This window comes from Marinobacter sp., from assembly GCF_965229985.1.
In the GTDB taxonomy this organism is placed as follows: Bacteria; Pseudomonadota; Gammaproteobacteria; order Pseudomonadales; family Oleiphilaceae; genus Marinobacter.
In genome coordinates, this window is sequence record NZ_OZ245935.1 from 2,301,906 (window position 1) to 2,321,885 (window position 19,980).

Annotated in this window: 14 protein-coding genes; 7 read left to right on the plus strand and 7 right to left on the minus strand. The window is 57.1% G+C overall.

The genetic code is table 11. From position 1 onward, the window contains the following. Window positions 1–2: 2 nt before the first annotated feature. Together ACO06L_RS10625 and ACO06L_RS10630 are read right to left on the minus strand one after the other, a co-directional pair. Window positions 3–1,217, minus strand: coding sequence for an aspartate aminotransferase family protein (locus ACO06L_RS10625; RefSeq protein ID WP_202348492.1), 1,215 nt, complete (start codon window positions 1,215–1,217; stop codon window positions 3–5). A 99-nt stretch (window positions 1,218–1,316) separates the two neighbouring features. Then, entirely contained in the window at window positions 1,317–2,777 is a 1,461-nt protein-coding gene (locus ACO06L_RS10630) for an exonuclease domain-containing protein (RefSeq protein ID WP_202348491.1), read from the minus strand. 162 nt (window positions 2,778–2,939) lie between these two features. Between ACO06L_RS10630 and ACO06L_RS10635 the strand changes: the two genes are divergently transcribed. Next, window positions 2,940–4,073 carry a DcaP family trimeric outer membrane transporter gene (locus tag ACO06L_RS10635; RefSeq protein WP_064230025.1) on the plus strand — a complete coding sequence of 378 codons (1,134 nt, stop codon included), beginning with the start codon at window positions 2,940–2,942 and terminating at the stop codon, window positions 4,071–4,073. 244 nt (window positions 4,074–4,317) lie between these two features. Here ACO06L_RS10635 and aceF read toward each other — a convergent pair whose 3' ends face one another. Together aceF and aceE are read right to left on the minus strand one after the other, a co-directional pair. Beyond that, window positions 4,318–5,997 carry a dihydrolipoyllysine-residue acetyltransferase gene (aceF, locus tag ACO06L_RS10640; protein ID WP_202348490.1) on the minus strand — a complete coding sequence of 560 codons (1,680 nt, stop codon included), beginning with the start codon at window positions 5,995–5,997 and terminating at the stop codon, window positions 4,318–4,320. A gap of 10 nt (window positions 5,998–6,007) precedes the next feature. Further along, complete coding sequence (gene aceE, locus ACO06L_RS10645; protein WP_064230023.1) at window positions 6,008–8,671, minus strand: pyruvate dehydrogenase (acetyl-transferring), homodimeric type; 2,664 nt, start codon at window positions 8,669–8,671, stop codon at window positions 6,008–6,010. Between the two features lie 663 nt (window positions 8,672–9,334). Between aceE and ACO06L_RS10650 the strand changes: the two genes are divergently transcribed. After that, the gene (locus ACO06L_RS10650; protein WP_202348489.1) at window positions 9,335–10,699 is read left to right on the plus strand and encodes a KamA family radical SAM protein; all 1,365 of its coding nucleotides are present in this window, start codon (window positions 9,335–9,337) and stop codon (window positions 10,697–10,699) included. 60 nt (window positions 10,700–10,759) lie between these two features. On the opposite strand, the gene ACO06L_RS10655 is transcribed toward ACO06L_RS10650, so the two are convergent. Together ACO06L_RS10655 and trxA are read right to left on the minus strand one after the other, a co-directional pair. After that, window positions 10,760–11,083, minus strand: coding sequence for a hypothetical protein (locus tag ACO06L_RS10655; RefSeq protein ID WP_064230021.1), 324 nt, complete (start codon window positions 11,081–11,083; stop codon window positions 10,760–10,762). A gap of 71 nt (window positions 11,084–11,154) precedes the next feature. Further along, window positions 11,155–12,018: a thioredoxin gene (trxA, locus tag ACO06L_RS10660; protein WP_064230020.1), complete on the minus strand. Its 864-nt coding sequence runs from the start codon at window positions 12,016–12,018 to the stop codon at window positions 11,155–11,157. A 208-nt stretch (window positions 12,019–12,226) separates the two neighbouring features. Between trxA and lon the strand changes: the two genes are divergently transcribed. Next, complete coding sequence (lon, locus tag ACO06L_RS10665) at window positions 12,227–14,677, plus strand: endopeptidase La (RefSeq protein ID WP_202348488.1); 2,451 nt, start codon at window positions 12,227–12,229, stop codon at window positions 14,675–14,677. Between the two features lie 106 nt (window positions 14,678–14,783). Here the strand turns inward: lon and ACO06L_RS10670 are convergent, their stop codons facing one another. Beyond that, entirely contained in the window at window positions 14,784–15,278 is a 495-nt protein-coding gene (locus tag ACO06L_RS10670; RefSeq protein ID WP_064230018.1) for a MarR family winged helix-turn-helix transcriptional regulator, read from the minus strand. A 168-nt stretch (window positions 15,279–15,446) separates the two neighbouring features. Here ACO06L_RS10670 and ACO06L_RS10675 point away from each other — a divergent pair, with 168 nt between their 5' ends. The 4 genes from ACO06L_RS10675 to ACO06L_RS10690 all read left to right on the plus strand — a co-directional run bounded on the left by ACO06L_RS10675 (window position 15,447) and on the right by ACO06L_RS10690 (window position 19,978). Further along, window positions 15,447–16,355 carry a TPR end-of-group domain-containing protein gene (locus ACO06L_RS10675; protein WP_202348487.1) on the plus strand — a complete coding sequence of 303 codons (909 nt, stop codon included), beginning with the start codon at window positions 15,447–15,449 and terminating at the stop codon, window positions 16,353–16,355. 153 nt (window positions 16,356–16,508) lie between these two features. Beyond that, entirely contained in the window at window positions 16,509–17,621 is a 1,113-nt protein-coding gene (locus tag ACO06L_RS10680) for a branched-chain amino acid ABC transporter substrate-binding protein (protein WP_064230016.1), read from the plus strand. A 162-nt stretch (window positions 17,622–17,783) separates the two neighbouring features. After that, on the plus strand, window positions 17,784–18,707 hold the full coding sequence (livH, locus tag ACO06L_RS10685; RefSeq protein WP_014578284.1) for a high-affinity branched-chain amino acid ABC transporter permease LivH: 924 nt from the start codon (window positions 17,784–17,786) through the stop codon (window positions 18,705–18,707). Continuing rightward, complete coding sequence (locus ACO06L_RS10690) at window positions 18,707–19,978, plus strand: high-affinity branched-chain amino acid ABC transporter permease LivM (protein WP_202348486.1); 1,272 nt, start codon at window positions 18,707–18,709, stop codon at window positions 19,976–19,978. The genes livH and ACO06L_RS10690 overlap by 1 nt, the downstream gene beginning before the upstream one ends. The last annotated feature ends 2 nt before the right edge of the window (window positions 19,979–19,980 follow it).

Here is a 19,980-nt window from a genome sequence, read left to right on the forward strand (position 1 = left end):
CCTTAGGCCGTCAGTTTTTTCACTGCCGCTTCGAAACGCTCGAGGGCTTCATCGATGTCCGATTCCGGGATGATCAGGGACGGTGCCAGACGAATCACATTCGCGCCGGCGACGAGAACCATCACGCCCTCTTCAAGGCCGGCGTTCAGGAAATCCTTGGCCTTGCCCTGCCATTTCTCGGTCAACACACAACCAAGCAGCAGACCGGCGCCGCGAACCTCACTGAACACACCATAGCGCTCACCGATATCCATCATGCCCTTGCGGAGCTTGTCAGAGCGGGCTTTCACACCCTTGAGAATCTCCGGTTGGCTAACGGTATCCACCACCTTCTGGGCCACTGCACAGGCCAGTGCGTTACCACCGTAGGTGCTTCCGTGGGTACCCACACCCAGGCTGGCGGCAACTTTGGCGGTGGTCAGCATGGCTGCAACCGGGAAGCCGCCGCCAAGCCCCTTGGCGCTGGAGAGAATATCCGGCACCACATCGTACATCTGGTAAGCGTAGAAATGGCCACTTCGACCAACCCCGGACTGAACCTCATCAAACACCAGCAATGCGTTATTTTCGTCGCACAGTTCACGAAGCCCCTGAAGGAACGCCTGATCGCCGGGCATAACACCGCCCTCCCCCTGGATCGGCTCAACCACGATGGCGCAGGTTTTCTCTTTGGAGATCAGTTTCTTCACCGACTCCAGGTCATTGAACTCGGCGTGGTGAATACCACCCGGCGCTGGCTCGAAACCTTCCAGGTATTTTGGCTGGCCGCCAACGCTCACGGTAAAAAGGGTTCGCCCGTGGAAGGAATTCTTGAACGAAATGATCTCGTTCTTCTCTTTGCCATAGTGCTCCCAGGCATAGCGACGAGCCAGCTTGAAGGCTGCCTCGTTGGCCTCAGCACCGGAATTGGCGAAGAACACGCGCTCGGCGAAGGTGAGGTCACACAGGGTCTTGGCCAGACGCAGGGCCGGCTCGTTTGTCATCACGTTGGACAGGTGCCAGATTTTCTCGGCCTGATCGTGCAACGCACCCACCAACCCCGGATGGGAATGGCCCAAGCAGGTCACTGCGATGCCACCCTGGAGATCAATAAACTCGCGGCCTTCCTGATCCCAGATCCGGGAGCCCTCCCCTCGCACCGGGATGATGGAACCGGGAGCGTAGTTGGGCACCATGACTTCATCGAACAGTTCGCGGCTGACGGGTTCTTTATTCATAGATCTCTCTCGGGAAAGCGGCTAAGCAATTAAAAATAGTAGAGTGACCGCGCCAGACAAGTACGTAGGTGTGCGGACTCTTGCACCATAATACGCCACTCACGGCATAAGAACATCCGGTTCCCCGATGGCGGGCAATTCAATCACCCGGTGCTGCATGCCCCTACCCTTGTTCCGATCCATCAGGGCGCCGATCAAAAGTTTGTAGGAATCCAGGTCAAAGGTGACTGCCTGGCCGCTGAGTGAGAGATCCGCCAGCGCCTCCTCTTCATGGAGGGTGGCTACATGCATCCAGTTATAAACCACCAGGATGTCCGTGCGCCCGGACCGCTCATCCCGCTCAACGATCCCGACCGGCCCTTTCCAGGGCCAGGTTTTCAGTCGCAGGCCGTGGAAGGCAATCTGCACCCTGAGGTTATAGCGCTCGACATTCTCGAGTTCCTCACAGGCGCCCTTGCAGCGCCCCAGCGCGCGCTGGAAACAAGGACCCTCGTGCTCGGGCTCCAGGCCGAGCAGCCGGTTGCACAGTTCATTCTTGGCCGCGACGCCGCTCAATGCCCGCTCGGCATCCCGTTTGCTGCGGAACAACCCGAAATAATCCCCCAACCGGTGGGGCTCGATTTCGCGAACCAGCCGCGCCTGCAGATACCCGGCCTCGTTTTTCGAGAGCTCAATGCTTACCAGATTCTTGGCGGCCCTCGAGCGACGATTGAACAGGGGCTTCAGGGTTTTGATCTGTTTGAGCTCCAGTAGCAGCGCGCCAAGCTCACCGGCCGTTTCCGTCCACTCGACGCGACGCAGGCTTTCGGACATGCGCACACCACGGGCAGAGTTATGATCACCGGAAAAGTGCGAAGCCACCCGCTGGGCAATGTTGGTGCTCTTGCCCACATATAAAAGAACATCGTTCTCGCCATAAAAGCGATACACCCCCGGCCCCCGGGGCAGATCCTGCAGGATATCCGTCGGCAGGTGAGAAGGAATGCTCGGGCGTTGCAGCAGCTCCCGCAGGGCACTCTCGAACTTCCCATCCCCCTTCTCGGCACGGGCATGCTCGAAGAACGACAGCATGGCGGATACATCCCCCATGGCCCGATGCCGCTGAACCCGGGCAAGGCCATGGCGGGCGATCAGCGCATCCATGTTGTGGCGCCGGAACTCCGGGTACAGCCGACGGGACAGCTTTACAGTGCACAGCACCTTCGCCGAAAACAGTCTCCCCAGCCGACGAAATTCTGCTTTGATAAAGCCGTAATCAAAACGGGCATTGTGGGCGACAAACACATTGCCCTTAAGCTGCGCCTCCAGCTCATCCGCCATCTCTTCAAACACAGGCGCATCCGCCACCATCTCATTGGAAATGCCGGTAAAGTTTTCGATAAACGGCGAAATCCGCGTTTCCGGATTCAGCAGAGTCTGCCACTCGCCCACCACCTCACCGGCCCGCCAGAAGCGGATACCAATCTCGGTAATCCGATCCCGGGCTGAATTGCCGCCGGTGGTTTCAATATCAAGAAACGCGAACGTGGCTGACTCTAGAACTGTACTTTCGGACGTCATGGAACAAGTTTACGCCTCGTTGGCAACTGCAGATGTCTGTATATGAACGAAAAGCTGTTATAGACATTCGTCTAATTTCTGCATGAATTTATTTGAATTGTCACGAATTCGTAACTACCTTGTTTTTGGGTCCAACAACAAAAATGTGTGGAGACAACAACGATGCAAAGCAACAAACTGAGATTGGCAATTCGTGCGACGGCAGCAACAGTAGTAATGGGGGTTGCCTCTCAAGCGAGCGCACTTACGCTGAACGTAGGTGACGATACCGAAGCGAGCCTGTATGGCTACGCTCGTCTGAACATGAGTTACGACCTGGACGCTGACAGAGCGGTTTCTACTCGCGCCGGTTCGTTTACCGGTGGTGATGAAGACATCACAGGTCACTTCGGCGCTGACGTTCAACAGAGCCGTCTGGGCGTTAAGGTTAAGCACGCGTCTGGCGTAGCCATCACCGTGGAAGGTGACTTCCGTGGTTCAGGCAATAGCGCAGGCAGTCTGCGTATGCGTCACGCATACGGTGAATACAACGGCTTCATGGCCGGTCGTAACTGGTCCAACTATACCAGCTTCGTAGGTAACACACCGACTCTGGACTTCGACAGCTTGGCAGGTACTGCGGGCAGCCAGGATCGTACCGAGCAGATCCGCTACACCACTGGCGCTCTGTCCTTCTCTCTTGAAGATCCGAGTTCACAGGGCGTTCTGGGCGCAGGCGGAAACACTCGCACTTCCGCTCCAGCGCTGACTGCTCGCATTCAGGATTCCGCTGACGCACTGTCATACTCAGCTGCCGCTCTGATCAGCCAAGTGACTGCCGATGACGGCACCAACGATGACAGCGCCATGGGCTTCGCGGTGTTTGGTGCGGCCAAGTTTGCTCTGAGCGACATGATCTCTATCCAAGGCGCGATCAACTATACTGACGGTGCCAACGGTTACCTGTGGCGCTCAGGCAGCAACTACTTCGGCCCCAGTGCCTACGTAGACGGCAACAGCCTTGAAACCATCGAAGGCGTCGGCGGTTCGATCGGCACAAGCGTATCGCTCGGCGGTGGTCGTAGCATCAACCTGGGCTACGGTACCACTATGCTGGACCTGGACGACGCGATTGCAGCGGGTGCTACCACCAATGCTGACGCGGAATCCAACCAGAACGTGTTCCTGAACTACATGTGGTCACCAGTACAGAACGTCATGTTCGGTGTTGAATACGGCTACTTCGATCAGGAAACTGTTGCCGGTGACTCCACCGACGCAAACCGTGTTCTGTTCGCAGCGCAGTACAGCTTCTAATACTTCCGTTAGAAGTTAGTTAACTCAGCAGAAACCCCGGCTCCGGCCGGGGTTTTTGTTTGTGCGGAAAAGCGATCAGGAAGGAGCTAAAACGAGAGAGGCGGGCAATACGATTCAGGACTGTAGAGGGCCAGGGATGGCCCGAAACAAGCGCACAGGGATGTGCTTGTAGCGTGTCCTGAATCGTATTGCCCGCCTCTCGCCGCCCCCAAACCTCAAAGGCTGGGAGCGGATCCAGCAGCTATCACAGCAGAAGGGTACGAATATCGCCAAGAAGCTGACTGAGCACCGAAGTAAATCGGGCCGCATCGGCCCCATTCACCGCGCGGTGATCGTAAGACAGCGACAACGGCAGCATTAACCGGGGCTGGAACTCCTTGCCATCCCAAACCGGCTTCATCGCCGCCTTGGACACCCCAAGAATCGCCACCTCCGGCGTATTCACAATCGGCGTAAATGCCGTGCCGCCAATACCACCCAGACTGGTGATGGTAAAACAGGCACCCTGCATCTCTGCCGGCTTAAGCTGCTTGTCCCGGGCCTTCTGGGCCAGCTCGGCGCTTTCCGCCGCCAGCTCCCACAAGCCCTTCTTGTCCACATCCCGGATCACCGGCACCATCAACCCATGGGGCGTATCCACCGCAATCCCGATGTGAATGTACTTCTTGCGAACCACCTCCTTACGCTCCATGTCCAGGGACACGTTGAACTGAGGCAGTTCCGCAAGCGCCGTGGCACAGGCCTTCAGCAGGAACGGCAGCGGCGTCATCTTCACGCCCTTCTTCTCGCCGGCCGCTTTCTGGGCCTTGCGGAAATCCTCCATATCGGTGATATCCGCATCCTCGAACTGGGTCACGTGGGGCACGTTCAACCAGCTGCGCTGCATGTTGTTGGCCGTGGCGAACATCATCCGCGACATGGCCTCACGCTTCACCTCACCAAACTGGCTGAAGTCCGGCAGCTTGACCCCGGGAATACCGGATCCGGTGGCAACACCACCGCCCTGCTGAGCCTGCTTGAGCTGGCTCTTCACATAGGCCTGGACATCGTCCTTGATAATCCGGCCCTTGGGGCCAGAGCCCTTGATGCGGGCCAGATCAGCACCCAGCTCCCGAGCCAGCTTGCGAACGGCCGGGCCAGCGTGAACCTTGGCGCCCGGCGTCGGCGGCTCGTAGGTTGCACCCTGGGGCTCAGGGGCGGACTCTGCTTGCTGCTTTGGCTTCTCTTCGGACTTCGATTCCGCCTTTTCTTCCTTGGCCGGTTCTTCAGACGCCGACTCAGAGGCTTCTTCCTCTTCGCCACCGCCTTCCTGAACGGTCATCTCCAGCAGCTCATCGCCCTCGGAGAGCTTGTCACCCTCGGACACCAGGATCTTGCCCACCTTGCCGGCATAGGGCGAAGGAATCTCCATGGTGGCCTTGTCGGATTCCACCGTTACCAGCGGATCGTCGGCTTCAATGGTGTCGCCTTCCGACACGTTGATTTCGATCACCGGGACATTATCAAAGCCATCCAGCGCGGGAACCTTGACGGTCTCCTTGCGGGAGCCACCGGAAGCCTTCTTCGGCGCCGGTTTGCTCTCTTCGGATTTCTCTTCTTGCTTGGCTTCGCTCTTTTCCTCGGCTTTCTCCTCCGGCTTTCCTTCGGAGTCATCACTGCCGGCATCGTCAGAGCCACCGCCGTCGGCGCTGGCTTCCATCATCCCGACAACGTCGCCTTCCTTGACCTTGTCACCCACCTTTACGGTGATCTTGGTGATCTTGCCGGCACCGGGCGACGGCAACTCAACAGACGCTTTGTCTGACTCTACGGTCAGAATCGGATCTTCTGCTTCAACGGAATCTCCTGCACTGACGGTGATTTCGATTACCTCGACCTCATCCGCGCCGCCGAGATCCGGAACCTTGATTTCCTGTTCACTCATGGCGGTCTCCTTAGCTCAGCACCGGGTTCGTTTTGTTGCGATCGATTCCGTACTTGCGCATGGCTTCGAGAACCACATCGTTCTTAACCTCCCCATCCTGAGCCAGGGCTGACAGCGCCGTGACTGTTACGTAGTAACGGTCCACTTCAAAGAAGCTGCGCAGCTTCTCCCGGGTATCGCTCCGGCCAAAGCCGTCGGTACCGAGAGTCAGGTAGGTTTTGGGAATGAACGCCCGGAGCTGCTCGGAGTGCAGCTTGATGTAATCAGTCGAAGACACCACTGGTCCGTCCTGCTTCTCCAGGCACTGGGTTACGTAGGCCTTCTTGGGCTTGTCGTCCGGGTGCAGACGGTTCCAGCGCTCAATGTGCTGGCCTTCACGGGCAAGCTCGTTGAAGCTGGTCACGCTCCACACGTCAGAGGCTACACCCCAGTCGTCTTTCAGCATCTGGGCTGCTGCGCGCACCTCGTTGAGAATCGCGCCAGCACCGAGCAGCTGAACCCGCGGGGTTTTCTTGCGCCCCTTGGTTTCAACAGACTCGAACTTGTACATGCCCTTGATGATGCCGTCTTCACAGTCCTTGGGCATTGCCGGCTGTTCGTAGTTCTCGTTTTCGATGGTCAGGTAGTAGAAGACGTTCTGGTTGTCCTCGAACATCTCTTTCATGCCCTTGCGGAGCACCACGGCCATTTCGTAGCCGTAGGCCGGATCGTAGGCCTTACAGTTCGGAATGGTGTTGGCCAGCACATGGCTGTGACCGTCCTGGTGCTGCAGACCTTCGCCGTTCAGGGTGGTCCGGCCAGCGGTACCACCGATCAGGAAGCCACGGGCCTGGATGTCACCGGAAGCCCACGCCAGGTCGCCTACCCGTTGGAAGCCGAACATGGAGTAGAAGATGTAGAACGGAATCAAAGGGAAGTTGTTGGTGCTGTATGACGTTGCCGCTGCCATCCAGGCCGCCATGGAGCCATCCTCGTTGATACCTTCCTCAAGGATCTGACCCTTTTTGTCTTCCCGGTAGTACATGATCTGATCACGATCTTCCGGCACGTACTTCTGTCCCTCGGCCGTGTAGATGCCGAGCTGACGGAACATGCCTTCCATACCGAAGGTCCGGGCTTCGTCCGGCACGATCGGGACAACCCGCTTGCCGATGCGCTTGTCTTTGGTCAGGGCCGTCAGGATGCGGACGAACGCCATAGTGGTGGAGATTTTCCGATCACCGGAACCGTCCAGCACCGCCTTGAAGATGTCCAGCTCCGGAATCTGCAGCGGCTGGCAGTCCTTGCGGCGCTTGGGATAGAAGCCACCGAGCTCCTGCCGACGCTTCTTCATATAGACAATTTCCGGACTATCCGGCGCTGGCCGGTAGTAGGGAACGTCCTTGAGCTCTTCGTCCTTCAGCGGCACCGCAAAGCGGTCGCGGAATGACTTCAGCTGCTCAATATCCAGCTTCTTCAGGGAATGGGCTGTATTCTGCGCCTCACCGGCTTCACCGAAGCCATAGCCCTTGATGGTGTGAGCCAGGATAACGGTTGGCCGGCCACCGTTGTTATGGATGGCGTGGTGGTATGCCGCGTAGATCTTGTATGGGTCGTGACCACCACGGTTAAGCTTGTTGATTTCCTCGTCAGAGAGGCCCTCAACAAGCTTGGCCGTTTCCGGATACTTACCGAAGAAGTGCTTGCGGGTGTAAGCCGGGCCGTTACTCTTGAAGTTCTGCAGCTCGCCGTCGCAGACCTCGTCCATGGCCCGTTGCATCTTGCCGTCCTTGTCCTTCTCGAACAGCGGATCCCAGTGGCGACCCCAGACGACTTTCAGCACGTTCCAACCAGCACCCCGGAAGACACCCTCAAGCTCTTGCATGATCTTGCCATTACCACGAACAGGACCATCCAGACGCTGCAGGTTGCAGTTAACAACGAAGATAAGGTTGCTGAGATTTTCCCGGCCGGCCATAGAGATGGAACCCAGGGTTTCCGGCTCGTCGCACTCGCCGTCGCCGACAAAACACCACACCTTGCGGTCGCCCATCTCGATGAGTTCACGGCTGTCCAGGTACTTCATTACGTGTGCCTGGTAGATCGCCTGAATCGGACCGAGGCCCATGGAAACCGTCGGGAACTGCCAGTATTCCGGCATCAGCCAGGGGTGCGGATAGGAAGAGAGGCCAGTGCCATCGACTTCCTCACGGTATTTGTCGAGATCTTTCTCGTCGAAGCGCCCCTCAAGGAAGGAGCGCGCATAAATGCCCGGTGAAGAGTGGCCCTGGAAGTAAACAAGGTCGGACTCGCGCTTTTCGTCGCCACCGTGGAAGAAGTAGTTGAAGCCAACATCGTAAAGCGTCGCCGCCGACGAGAACGATGAAACATGCCCGCCAAGGTCACCGGGACGCTGATTGGCACGCATAACCATGGCCATGGCATTCCAGCGGATCAGGGAACGGATACGGCGCTCCATAAAGAGGTCGCCGGGCATCGGCGCCTGCTGGGAAACCGGAATACTGTTCCGGAACGGCGTGGTTATGGAATACGGCAGCTCGGTTCCATCGCGGCTCGCCCGCTCGGAGAGCCTCTCAAGAATGTATTTGGCCCGGTCTACGCCTTCGTTCTCGATCAGAGATTCCAGCGCATCCAGCCATTCACTGGTTTCAATGGGATCATCGTCCTGGTACATCAAACCCTCCCCTTGGCATCAAAAAGTGCAGCGCCGCCACGATCAGCAGCCTGGCGCGTTGCGGTGTCGATAAGCTGCGATGGAATGCAGTGTTTTGTTGTGGGTATTTTCAGCCTGACAGGTGTACCGGCTCCCAGTACACAGAACCTGTACAAAGCATAGAACAGCTTTCACACTTTTCCTGTCTGATCGCCCCCGATTCACGGGCTTTTGGCCCAAAGGATGACCGGCTCGCCGGCGAAGTGCGTGGATTGGCCCACCTGATTACGTAGTATTTTTACTACATTTTAGCTATCAAGTTCAATCAAAGCCCTACGAACATCCTTTTCGAGCGGACTTCTTTCGGTTACTTACGGAAGAATGACCGTTTTTGGACCAACAGACAACCAGATTGCGACCAATGTCGTAGCATTCTTATCAACAGAAAAATTGATTACCACGCTAAACGATCCACTTACTGCAATTCGCCGCTTATTCGCTGCATTTGGCGATTTTTATTGAATTTTCCGCCCGATACTCTCCTGCATTTTCCTGATTTACCGGAACTTTTTGATTAGACCTGAAAATAATTCCCGATTTATGTATACTCGCCTGCCTGATTTTTAACCACCGAAAAAGTGGTCGGACCACTTTTTTGTCATTGGCACCAACAGAGGGCGATCTATGAACTCCATCGTCACCTTTCCGAACCGGATTCCCACTACGGAGTTCGAGGAACGGCGTTTCAAGGTCTACACGGACCGCCAGCTCGACAAGATTGAAGTCATTCAGAATCTCCCTGAAGAGACCCTGTTTGAAATGAAAGTGGTAGCCAGCGTGCTGCCATTTCGAGTCAACGAATATGTGATCAATGAACTGATCAACTGGGACAAGGTGCCCAACGACCCGATCTATCAGCTTGTCTTCCCCCAGAAAGGCATGTTGAAAGACGAGCATTACGAACGCATGGCAACAATGCACCGGGAAGGTGCCGACAAGAAAGAGATCCAGGCCGTCGCCAAGGAAATCCGGGATGAACTGAACCCGCACCCGGCCGGCCAGATGGAAATGAACATGCCGGAGCTGGACGGTGAAGTGCTGGACGGCGTTCAGCATAAGTACCGCGAGACGGTGCTGTTTTTCCCGGCCCAGGGTCAAACCTGCCACTCCTACTGCACCTTCTGTTTCCGCTGGGCGCAGTTTGTGGGTGACAAGGACCTGAAAATGGCCAGCACCGAAGCCGAGAAGCTTCACGGCTACCTGCAGGAGCACACCGAGGTAACCGACCTGCTGGTAACCGGCGGTGACCCGATGGTCATGAAGACCAAGAACCTGGTGCAGTATCTGGAACCGCTGTTGCAGCCGGAGTTCGATCACATCCAGACCATCCGCATCGGCACCAAGGCCCTCACCTTCTGGCCCTACCGCTTCGTGACCGACAAGGATGCCGACGAACTGATCGACCTGTTCGCCCGTCTCGTGGATGCCGGCAAACACGTGGCGATCATGGCCCACTACAACCACTGGCAGGAAATCACCACCGAGATTGCCGAAGAGGCCATCCGCCGCATTCGTGCCACCGGTGCCGAGATCCGCGCCCAGGGCCCGCTGATCAAGCACGTCAATGACGACGCCGACGCCTGGGCCAAACTGTGGAAGAAAGAAGTGCAGCTGGGCATCATCCCCTACTACATGTTTGTAGAACGGGACACCGGCGCCAAGAACTACTTTGAAGTGCCCCTGGTTGAGGCCTTCCACATTTATCGGGACGCCATGAAAAAGGTCAGCGGCCTGGCCCGCACCGCCCGCGGCCCCTCCATGAGCGCCGGCCCCGGGAAGGTAGAGGTTCAGGGTATTACCGAAATCCACGGCGAAAAGGTATTCGTGCTGCGCTTCCTGCAGGGCCGCAACCCGGACTGGGTACAACGCCCGTTCTTTGCCAAGTACAGCGAGACAGCCACCTGGTTGCATGAGCTGGAACCGGCCTTCGGAGAAGAGAAATTCTTCTTTGAGGATGAGTATGAAGAGATGAAGAAGGGCAACGGCTAAAAGCTCATTGCCTTTGTGCAAAGAGGGCCAGATGGGAGCTCCCATCTGGCCCTCTTTCGTTCAGCCCCTTCGAAACTTCGGCACAAACCCCTCCGGCTTGTCCTTGAGCCACTCAACAAACGTCCGCATTTCCTCCAGCTCCAACAGCTTTTCCCGGGTGTTGAAGTACAGACCCAACTCGTATTCCGAACGGGCTTTGTGAATAGCGTTGTGGCAGGGACGGCACACCCAGAGCGTTCGGGTGATGAGATCTTCCTTGGAGAACAGCTTCTGAAAGCGTTTTTTGCGGTGCAGGTGTTTGGGTATCAGGTGGTGCCGGGTGAGCCTGGCAACCGGGCGTTCGCAAAGTTCGCAGTTGTCGGGTTGGGGCGGGAGTATGAGCATTGCGGAAATACCAGTCGGGTTTCGCCTTGGGCTCCACCCGACCTACGTCGTGTTTGGCTAACGCCAAACGATCAGTGCATCAGGGTATAGAGCTTCCGGCGATAGGTCCGTACATCCGGGTTGTTGTTGCCCAGCTTGTCGAACAGCTCAATCAGCGTTGTCTTGGCCACTTCGTCCTTGTATTTGCTGTCTACCCGCATCAGGCGGATCAGCAGGTCCATGGCCTCGGCGTTATTTTCCTGTAATACGTGATGAAGCGCCAACTGGTGCAGTGCGTTCGGGTCTTTCGGATCCTGCTCAAGGGCCATCTCAAGATCCTTGATCGGTGGCAACTCGGCAGACTGCTTGAGAAACTTGATCCGGGCCGCCAGTTGCTTGGCCTGATGCTGCATCTTCTCTTCCGGCGGCAGGCTATCAAGCACCTGTTCAGCCGTCTCCAGGTCCCCCATTTCTGCCTTCAGCTGGGCCAGATCGATCAGGACCTTCAGATTTTCCGGATCCTCCTGATTCATCTGGGACAGGATGGCCAGCGCTCCCTCGACGTCCCCTTCTTCCCAGATCCGATGGGCCTTTTCGTAAGGGTCTTCCTTGGGAGCTTCCACATGCTTGTCCAGAACCTTACGGATTTCGCTCTCCGGCAGGGCGCCGTTGAAGCCATCCACGGCCTGGCCGTTCTTGACCAGGATGACGGTGGGCAGGCTGCGCACACCCAGGCTGGATGTGAGCTGTTCCTGCTCGTCGGCATTCACCTTGGCCAGCATGAACGCGCCCTGGTAATCGTCGGCAAGCTTTTCCAGTAGCGGCATCAACTGCTTGCAGGGAGCGCACCACTCGGCCCAGACATCCACCAGGATGGGCGTGCTGGCAGAGGCTTCCATAACCTTCTGCTGGAAGTTTTCCATGGTGGCTTCAAAGATGTAGGGAGAATTGCTCATGCAGGGCACCTGAAAAAGTCGAATGAATCGTTCGGAGTTGTCAGGGACATGGGGCCAAGTCGTGGAAATTCAAGCGCCAGGTAGTCAAGGCCAACTCCTTGAAATCACCGTATCTGCCGTTACATAGCTAGTAAGCAACGCTCCGGGACAACCACTCAGCAGCCCGTCCCGGGCGGATTCACAACCTTTCCGGATGGATGCTCGCGGCATGAATGATGACACGCAAAACGATTCACTTGAGGAATTCGAAGAGGACGTGACCGAATACATCGGCAAGGACGAGCATAGCAAAAGCCTCGCCCTTCCCCAGCAGATGATGCCCCGGCGCATGTATGTGCTGCCGGTTTCGAACCGGCCTTTCTTTCCGGCCCAGGTTCAGCCGGTCGTGGTGAACCAGAATCCGTGGCAGGAAACCCTGAAACGGGTCGGCGAGACCGATCACAAGGTCATGGGCATCTGTTTTGTGGAAGAGCAGGAAACGGAAGACGGCATCCCTGCCAGTGAACAGCTGGAGACGGTGGGCTGCGCCGTGCGCGTGCATCATGCCCAGAACGACAGTGGTAAGGTCCAGTTTATTGCTCAGGGTTTGCAGCGCTTCCGGATCGTCCAGTGGCTGCGTCGCAAGCCGCCCTACCTGGTGGAAGTTGAATACCCGACAGAACCGGAAGAAGACGCAGACGAGCTCAAGGCCTACACCCTGGCCATAATCAGCGCGATCAAGGAGCTGCTGCGCACCAACCCTCTCTATGGCGAAGAAGTAAAACAATACCTGTCCCGGTTCGGCCCGGACGACAGCTCCCCGCTTGCCGATTTCGGCGCCTCTATGACCAGTGCCCCGGGCAATGAACTGCAGGACGTGCTCGACACCGTGCCCCTGCTCCGCCGCATGGAGAAGGTCCTGTTGCTGATGCGTAAGGAGCAGGAAGTCGCCCGGCTGCAGTCGGAAATCAGCGAAGAGGTAAACGCCAAGGTCCAGAAGCACCAGCGGGAGTTCTTCCTGAAGGAACAACTGAAGGTGATCCAGCGCGAGCTGGGCATGGCCAAGGACGACAAGACAGCCGATGTGGAGCGTTTCCAGCAGCGCATGGATGAGCTCAACCCGCCCGAGGCTGTTCAGGAGCGCTTCAACGATGAAATCGAAAAACTGCAGGTGCTGGAACAGGGTTCGCCGGAATATGGTGTCACCCGTAATTATCTGGACTGGCTGACCCAGGTTCCCTGGGGCGTCCACTCGGAAGACCACTTCGATCTGGCCGAAGCCCGCCGGATCCTGGACCGGGATCACGACGGCCTGGACGATGTAAAAGATCGCATCATCGAGTTCCTGGCCGAAGGGACCTTCAAGGGCGAGGTCAGCGGCTCTATCCTCCTGTTGGTGGGCCCGCCCGGTGTTGGCAAGACATCAATCGGCCATTCCGTGGCGGATGCACTGGGCCGGAAATTCTACCGCTTCAGCGTTGGTGGCATGAGGGATGAAGCGGAAATCAAGGGCCACCGCCGCACCTACATTGGCGCCATGCCGGGCAAGTTTGTCCAGGCACTGAAAGATTCCAAGGTGGCGAATCCGGTCATCATGCTGGATGAAATCGACAAGATCGGTGCGTCTTTCCAGGGCGATCCTGCTTCAGCCCTGCTGGAGACCCTGGACCCGGAACAGAACCGTGACTTCCTGGACCACTATCTGGACGTCCGCATGGACCTGTCCAAGGTACTATTCATCTGCACCGCCAACCAGCTCGATACGATTCCGCGGCCACTGCTCGACCGAATGGACGTTATTCGCCTGTCCGGTTACATCGCGGAAGAAAAGCTGGCCATCGCCAAGCACTACCTGCTGCCCAGGCTGCTGAAGCGGGCCGGTCTGCTGAAAAAGCAGTTCAACATCACAGACGCCGCCATCAAGCAGGTTATTGAGGGCTATGCCCGCGAAGCTGGCGTGCGGAGCCTGGAAAAGCTGCTTCACAAGATACTGCGCAAGGGCATCGTGAAGCTGCTGGAGAACCCGGATCAGCCGGTGAAGGTGGGTGTTTCGGATCTGCAGAGTTACCTCGGGCAGCCATCGTTCAAGAAAGAGAGATCCCTCAAAGGCACCGGCGTCGTCACCGGCCTGGCCTGGACCGCCATGGGCGGGGCCACGCTGAGCATCGAGGCATCCAGAATCCACAGCTCTCAGCGCGGCTTCAAACTGACCGGTCAGTTGGGGGATGTGATGAAGGAGTCCGCCGAGATCGCCTACAGCTATGTGTCATCCAACCTAAGACGCTTCAAGGGCGACCCGACTTTCTTCGACAAATCCTTCGTGCACCTGCACGTACCCGAGGGAGCCACGCCCAAAGACGGCCCGAGCGCCGGAGTCACCATGGCCACCGCACTGCTGTCCATCGCCCGCAAAGAAGCGCCGCAGCAAAACATCGCCATGACCGGTGAGCTTACGCTGACCGGACAGGTGCTGCCGGTGGGCGGTATTCGGGAGAAGGTCATTGCGGCGCGCCGGCAGAAAATCAGCAACCTGATCTTGCCGGAAGCGAACCGTGGCGACTATGAAGAACTGCCGGAGTATCTTAAGGAAGGTCTGGTGGTGAACTTCGCCAAGCATTACAGCGATGTGTTCCAGGTGTGCTTTGGCAATAAGCCCAAGAGCGGGTCTTCGGTGCATTGATGGAAGCGGGTTTGTCGGATTACGCTTCGCTAATCCGACCTACGAGTTTGGATAGCTGAATTGTAGGTCGGATTAGACCCAACGGGTCGTAATCCGACACCATTGCTCAGGCTTTCTCTTTCCACCCGTCGTCCTTCAGAACCGACCCCACGGTCAGCACCGGCGACGCATCAATATCATCGGCATCCATCATATTGGCCACCCGCTGAAGTGAGGCCAGAATCATGGTCTGCTCCCACTCTGCCAGGCTCTGGAATTTCTTGATGAAATCCTCCTGCAGCGGATTCGGCGCCCGGGCCAGCAGATCCGCCCCTTCGTCGGTCAGGTGAGCATGCACCTTCCGCTTGTCCTGAGTGCTGCGTACCCGGTACACCAGATTCCGGTGCTCGAGCCGGTCCAGAATCGTCGTTACCGTTGCCTGGCTAAGACTGACCTTGTCGGCAATGGTGCCGATGGTCACTTCGCCAAGATCCCGAATCGTTCTCATGATCAGCAACTGTGGCCCGGTCAGCCCGGCATGCTTGCTCAGCCGCTTTGAGTGAAGGTCTGTCGCCCGGATGACACGTCTTAAAGCCACCAGCACATCTTCATAACTATTCACAGCAATACTCCGATTCGGTATTGGCAATTTATTTATACCCCTAACTATTAGAGGTCTTTGTACCGAGAATTGCAAGTCAGGGAGATTCCCGGCATTTTTTCGGCCAGCCACTATGCTAAGGTCACGACTTTATTTCTTTTCGACAGACAGACGGACGGATTGCGCCCGATGATCAAGTTTTTGCTGCCTTTTCTTTTCATGACGACATTCGCCGGCACCCTCTATGGCCAGGATGAGCTGGGACCTGAAAAAGAGCTCACCGCGGAAGACCTGGAAGAGAGCATCAAGACCCTGGAAAAGCCCATGTACACACCCTTCGTGGAGCTGTATTTGCTTGAGGAAAGCAAGGCACTTCGCAAGGAGATGCAAAACACCAGGGCGGAACTGATCGAAAAGGTGGTCGACAAGGAACTGTCGGTTGCCGACAAAACCATGTCCTACGCCACTGACACTGTTACCTACTTCTTTTACCTGATAGCGGGCGCAACCTCCATTCTCGTGGTTATCGGCTGGAATTCCATCCGGGATATGCGGAACCAGCTAACCAGCCTGGCGGAAAAGCGGGTTAACGAATTGGTGATTGAATACGAGAAGCGACTCGAATTCATCGAAGAACAGCTGAAGCAGAAATCCGACATTATCCACCAGAACCAGGCCGAGATTGAGCGCACTAACGAAGTGCATTCCCTTTGGCTCAAAGCCAGCCAGGAAACCTCACACCAGAACAAGATCGCTGCCTACGATCAGATTCTGGATCTTCGCCCGGATGATGTGGAGGCTTTGAGCTACAAGGCCGACGCCGTTCTGGAAATGCAGGAACCGCTGTGGGCCATCAGTCTCTGCCAGCGAGCACTGAAACTTGCACCGGATAATGGCCACGCGCACTATCAGCTGGCATGCGCCTATGCGGAAATCGGCCGCTGGGAGGACGCAGTCAGTACCTTGAAGAAAGCTATTGAAATTTCGGAGGCATACCGCGACGATGCTTCCGTAGACGTGAGTTTTGACCAGCTACGTGAACATGAGAGCTTCCGGGCGCTGGTCTCACAGGATGAAGAAGACGGCACGGATGCGTGACACCGCTCAGAGCGGCACGGGATTTGCCTTTGCAGACAGGCCCGTGTTCCGGAGCAAACGCCAGCCCCCTGGCTTGACAAGCAGTGAGGTGTGGTGTTTGTTTAACTCTCTGAGAAGACAAGAATAACCCTGAAATAAAACAGGACAGACTCAATGAGAACTTCAGTAAAAAAACTCGTAACCGCTGTTAGTACTTCCGTAGCCCTGATGGGCGCCGGCCACGCCGCTGCAGAAATCCAGATCGGTATTGCCGGCCCCATGACAGGTCCCGTTGCCCAGTATGGTGACATGCAATTCTCCGGTGCCCGCATGGCGATCGAGCAGATCAACGCCAACGGCGGTGTTATGGGTGAAGAGCTGGTTGCCGTGGAATACGACGACGTGTGTGATCCCAAGCAGGCCGTTACCGTTGCCAACAGTCTGGTCAACGACGGCGTACGCTTCGTGATCGGTCACCTGTGTTCAAGCTCCACCCAGCCGGCTTCCGACATCTACGAAGACGAAGGCATTCTGATGGTGACCCCGGCTTCCACCAGCCCGGAAATCACCGAGCGTGGCTATGAACTGGTGTTCCGTACCATCGGCCTGGACAGCATGCAGGGTCCGGTCGCGGCCCGTTACATTGCCTCCCAGAGCCCGGAGCGCGTTGCTATTGTCCACGACAAGCAGCAGTACGGTGAAGGTATTGCCACCGCCGTTCGTGACACCCTGAAGGACGCGGGCGTTGAAATCGCCATGTTCGAAGGTATCACCGCTGGTGACAAGGATTTCTCCTCACTGGTCACCAAACTCAAGCAGGCTGATGTGGACTACGTCTACTATGGCGGTTACCACCCGGAACTGGGTCTGATCCTGCGCCAGGCTGACTCCGCTGGCCTGGACGCCCGCTTCATGGGCCCCGAGGGCGTGGGTAACAAGGACATCAACACCATCGCCGGCGAAGCCGCCGAAGGCCTGCTGGTAACCCTGCCACCGGCGTTCGACCAGAAAGCCGAAAACCAGGCGCTGGTTAAAGCGTTCGAAGACAAAGGCGAGGATCCCTCCGGTCCGTTCGTTCTGACCTCCTACACTGCCGTGCAACTGGTTGCCGAAGGCATTGAAGCCGCGGGCTCCACCGATCCGTTTGATGTTGCTGCCGCCCTGCGCGAAGGCACCTTCCAGACTCCGATCGGCACCGTTGAATACGACAAAGCGGGCGACATGAAGTCGTTCGAGTTTGTTGTGTACGAATGGCATTCAGATGGAAGCAAAACTCCGGTAAACTGAGCCAAAATCGTTAACAAACGGTAATCATGAGAGCACCTTCTCACCGCGATCCGGGAGAAGGTGTTTTTCTAGGCTCCTGTTGATCCTCCCCCACTTCCTGCCCGGATATCCCGGGCATGGGGTGTGGTAGCGGAGGGAGCAGGCTTTCGGAGTCCCATAACAATGCAAGACCTCCTTTATTTCTCTCAGCAGCTCATCAACGGGCTGACGATCGGGAGCACCTACGCCCTGATCGCCATCGGCTACACGATGGTTTACGGCATCATCGGCATGATCAACTTTGCCCATGGTGAAATCTATATGATCGGTGCCTACACGGCGCTGATTGCCATTACCGGCCTCGCCGCTCTTGGTATTGCCTGGCTACCTCTGATACTGATCGTCGCGCTGCTCTGCGCCATGATCGTCTCCAGCTCCATGGGCTGGGCAGTGGAACGGGTGGCCTACAGGCCTGTGCGGGGGCGTCATCGCCTGATCCCGCTGATCTCCGCCATCGGCATGTCCATCTTCCTCCAGAACTACGTTCATCTGGCACAGGGCTCCCGGAACATCGGTTTTCCGGCGCTGATCGACGGCGGTTTCAACTTCGGTTCCGGTGACGGCTTCCAGATGTCCCTGTCCTATATGCAGATAACCATCTTCATCACCACGTTGATCTGTATGACAGCCCTGTCCCTGTTCATATCACGCTCACGGACTGGCCGTGCCTGCCGTGCGGTGTCACAGGACCTGGGCATGGCCAACCTGTTGGGCATCGACACCAACCGCATCATTTCCGCAACCTTTGTAATCGGTGCGGCACTTGCGGCGGTTGCCGGCCTGCTCCTGGGCATGTACTACGGTTCGGTCGATCCTCTGTTCGGCTTCATTGCCGGGCTGAAAGCCTTTACCGCAGCGGTACTTGGCGGCATTGGCAGCATCCCTGGTGCGATGCTGGGCGGATTGATACTGGGCGTGGCAGAGAGCATGACCTCCGGCTACCTCAGCGGTGAATACAAGGATGTGATCTCGTTCAGCCTGCTGATCCTGATTCTGCTGTTCAAACCCACCGGCCTGCTTGGCAAACCGGAGGTTGAGAAGATCTGATGGCTGCTAATAATTTCAGACACGCGCTCTTCTGCGCGATCATTACACTGATCATTTCCTACCCGATCATCGGCTTCAATCTTGAGGCCCAGGGCATCAACGTGACCCTGACCGGGGCCGATGCCAGTACCATTGTCATGGTGTTGCTCGCTGCGGTGATCGTATTCCTGTTCCAGCTATTCCGGGACCAGATCATGGGGACCCTCAGGAGTCTCCCGCATCCCCTGCCCCAATCCAGCAAGGAGCCCATGGCGGAAAACCGCCGGGCCAAGATTGAGTCCTGGGTGCTGACCGGCATTGTGGTTCTTGCCTTGTTCTGGCCTTTCTTCGTATCCCGTGGTGCAGTGGATCTGGCCACGCTGGTGCTGATCTACATCATGCTGGCCCTCGGCTTGAACGTGGTGGTTGGTTTGGCCGGCTTGCTGGATCTTGGCTATGTGGCCTTCTATGCCGTAGGTGCGTATACCTTTGCACTACTGTCACAGTACCTGGGCATCTCGTTCTGGCTGGCACTGCCCATCGGCGCACTGCTCGCCGCCCTGTTTGGCCTTGTGCTCGGCTTTCCGGTACTCAGGCTACGAGGGGATTATCTGGCCATCGTCACCCTGGGTTTCGGCGAGATCATCCGGATATTGCTGAATAACTGGACAACCCTGACTGGCGGCCCCAACGGCATTGGTGGCATCCCTGATCCGACCCTGTTCGGCATGGAATTCGGTCGTCGGGTGAAGGAAGAAGGCAACACCTCGTTCCACGAAACCTTCGGTATCGCCTACAGCGGTGAGCACAAGGTGATCTTCCTGTACCTGATTGCCCTGGTTCTGGCGGTATTTACCGCACTGGTCATCCGTCGCTTCATGCGGATGCCCGTGGGTCGGGCCTGGGAAGCACTGCGGGAAGATGAAATCGCTGCCCGCTCCCTGGGCCTGAGCCGCACCGCGGTGAAGCTGTCCGCTTTTACCATTGGAGCCTTCTTTGCCGGTTTTGCCGGCACCGTGTTCGCCTCCAAGCAGGGCTTTATCAGCCCGGAATCGTTTGTCTTCCTCGAATCCGCCATCATCCTGGCCATCGTGGTACTCGGCGGCATGGGCTCACAGATCGGTGTGGTACTGGCGGCGATCGCCGTCACCATCCTGCCCGAACTGGCCCGTGAATTCTCCGAGTACCGCATGCTGATCTTCGGCGCCGCCATGGTGCTGATGATGGTCTGGCGTCCGCAAGGCCTGATGCCCATGCGCCGCATTCACATTGAACTGAAAAGGCAGGAGTGACA